Source organism: Streptomyces sp. NPDC002690, assembly GCF_053592415.1.
Genome location: NZ_JBSFVR010000589.1, coordinates 1 through 2,904 on the forward strand (window position 1 = coordinate 1; position 2,904 = coordinate 2,904).

Consider the following 2,904-nt stretch of genomic DNA (forward strand, 5'->3'; position numbering starts at 1 on the left):
GGACGCGCCCCGGCTCCACGTGGTCGAGGTGGCCGGATTTCGCCCTCACGCGCCCGTCCTGCCCCTGCCCGTACGCACTGGCGGGGCCGCCCGGGGGACCACCCGCCCCACAGGTCTCCCACAGTCTCGGGGGGCGGCGGCGGGAAAGCCCCGTCCCGTGGGCGGACCGCGGCGGAACTGGGGCAGACTCGACAGCGGGACGGGCGTGGGAGTTCCGGGAACCAACTCCGGTCACGCGCCGTCGCAGCGATTGAGCGTGACGAGCGGGGAGGGGACGGCCGGAGTGTTCGCGGGGATCGACGAGGTGGACTGGGCCTCGATGAAGCATGCCTACGGGCCGGCCGACGACGTACCCGCGCTGCTGGCGGGTCTCGCCTCGGCGGACCCGGCGCAACGGGAGCGCGCGCTGGACGGGATGTACGGCGCCGTCCACCACCAGGGCGACGTCTACGCCTGCACGCTCGCGTGCATCCCGTTCCTCTTCGAGCTGGTCGCCGACCCTTCGGTGGCGGAGCGCGGCAGCATCGTCGAACTGCTGACCAGTATCGGCGGCATCGAACTGGACGAGGACGACGAGGAGGAACTCGACGAGGACGAGATCGAAGGGGCCGCCAATTACGCCATGGCCGCCGCGGCCGTCTGCGCCGGTGCCGAGGTCTTCGTCGGGCTGCTGGCCGACGCCGACCGCGATGTGCGGCTCGCGGCCCCGCTGGCGCTCGCCACCCTCCACCCCGATCCGCCGCGCGTCCTGGCACTGCTGCGCAAGCGGCTGCCCTCGGAGCCCGACGAGGAGGTGCGGCTCGCACTGGTGGAGGCGGCGGGGCGGCTCGCGCTGCGCCACGACTCGGTGGCGGACACGGCGGCACACTGGCTGAGCCGGCTCGCGATGCAGGAGTACGCGCCGGGCCTCAGGCTGGCGGCGCTGGCCCAGTTGGCGCGGTGCGCGCCCGGCGCGCTGCCGGTCGACATCGTGCCCAGGGTCGCCGATCTGCTGCGGGCCCTGCGCGCGGCGTACCCGCCGTCCGATCCGGCCGCCCGGGCCGCCGCGAGAGCCGCCGCGGAGGCCACTTCCCAGGAGGGCGCCCACGCGCCGACGCTGATCGGCCAGTTGCGGGCCCTGCAGGCGGCGGAGGAGGCCGGGCAGAGCGCTCCGTGGGCCGCCGACCTGCTGCGCACCCTGCACGGGGCGCTCGGCGACCGGGTGGAGGACCGGGTGGCGCTCCTCGCCGACCAGTTGTGCAGCCCGGACGAGGCCCAGCGGCTGGACGCCGTCCGGATGAGCGGCGGGCTGATCCGCGCGTGGCGGGGGTCGTACGACGAGGTGGCGCGGCTGCTGGGAGAGCTCCTCGGCGACCCGGACCTCCGGCTCCGCGACGCCGCCGGGGGGTTGCTGTCGGGAATCCAGCACCTGGCCGCTCCGGCCGCGGACGCGCTGGCCGCGCGGGTGGCGGTCACTCGCGAGTCCTGGGTCCGGGAGTGGCAGTACGGGCAGCGCGGCCTCGATCCGGCGCTACGGGCGCTGGCCAACATCGGCGACCCCCGGGCACTGCCGGCGCTGGGCTCGGTACTGGTGGGGCCCGGGGTGCCGTGGGACCTCGGGCACGCCGTCACCGGCCTCGGGCCGGCCGCGTTGCCGCTGGCCGGGGCGCTGCGTCGCAAGCTGGCGGGGGTCTCGGCGGCGGAACCTCCCGAGGACGGCGGGGCGGGCCCGCTTCTGTCGGCCCTCGCCTCGCTGCGGGCGGACGAGGCGACGCCCGAGGTGCTGCGCGTGCTGCGGGAGCCCTTCGCGTCGCACCTGCGGTCGTCGGCGCTGCGGGCACTCGGCTCCTTCGGACCCGGGGCCCGGGGCGCGGTCGGGGAGATCGATGCGCTGATGCGCCGGTCGGAGGCGTGCGAGGCGGTCGAGGCGGCGGACGCGCTCTACTCGGTCTCCGGCGATGTCGACGCCGTCCTGCCGGTGCTGACCGACGTCCTCATGGAGAAGGAGGGCCTGGCCGTGCGCGCGGCGTCGCGGGTACTGGGGCGGCTCGGCGCCCGTGCGGCGGTGGCCGTTCCCCGGCTGCGGGCGCTGCTGGACCACGACGAAATCTGGGTACGGGTGGACGCGGCGCTCGCACTGTGCGAAATTTCGGGACTGTCCGCGCGGACGTGGCAGGTGCTGCTGGACGGATGGACGCAGCAGCCGTACGTCCGCGTCCGGGTGGCGGACACGCTGGCACGGACGGGTGCGGCTGCGGCAGGGTCCGGAGCAGCCCGCACCCTGCGTGCCGAGCTGTCCTCCGTGCGCCGTCACAACGCCCGGGACGGCGGGTTCGGCACCTCCGACATCATCGCGGACGAACGCCTGCTGACACTGTGCCGGCAGGCGCTGCTCGGCGGAGGCGGCCGGGGCTGAGCCGGGGACGCACCGGTTCCGGACCGGGCGGACCACCGGCGTACCGGACCTACCGGTACGCCGTGTCGCGGGGAGGCGGGGTCGTCCGTCCCGCAGCAAAACCGCACAGAAGGCAACAAGGAGAGGCACGACATGATCATTTTCGGTACGCGGGGCTACCTCTACCAGCTGGCCGTCCTGACGATGGTGTGCGGCTGGTGCGGGAATCCCGCCGCACACACGCTCCGCAAGCGGGTCACCAAGTTCACCCTGTTCTTCGTCCCGCTCTTCCCGATCTCCGTCAAGTACGCGACGCAGTGCACGTTCTGCGGCGGAGAGCAGAAGATAGCCAAGGAGCAGGCGGAAGCCCTGCTGGCCCAGCACGCGGCGGGCCCCGACGGCGCCAACCCCTTCGGACAGGCGGGCGGCCAGGCCGGCCCGCCCGCCCAGGCCCCGCAGCACGGCAACGCCCCGGGCCAGAACCCGTACAACAGCTGAGGCGCGCACGCCACCGGGGCGCCCGCGCTTTC

Annotated in this window: 2 protein-coding genes; both read left to right on the forward strand. The window is 74.9% G+C overall.

What is annotated here, in order from left to right; genetic code table 11:
- The first annotated feature begins 283 nt into the window (after positions 1 to 283).
- Complete coding sequence (locus tag ACWD3D_RS35560; protein WP_451464808.1) at positions 284 to 2,395, forward strand: HEAT repeat domain-containing protein; 2,112 nt, start codon at positions 284 to 286, stop codon at positions 2,393 to 2,395.
- Positions 2,396 to 2,527: 132 nt separating this feature from the next.
- On the forward strand, positions 2,528 to 2,872 hold the full coding sequence (locus ACWD3D_RS35565) for a zinc-ribbon domain-containing protein (protein WP_451464807.1): 345 nt from the start codon (positions 2,528 to 2,530) through the stop codon (positions 2,870 to 2,872).
- Positions 2,873 to 2,904 lie beyond the last annotated feature (32 nt).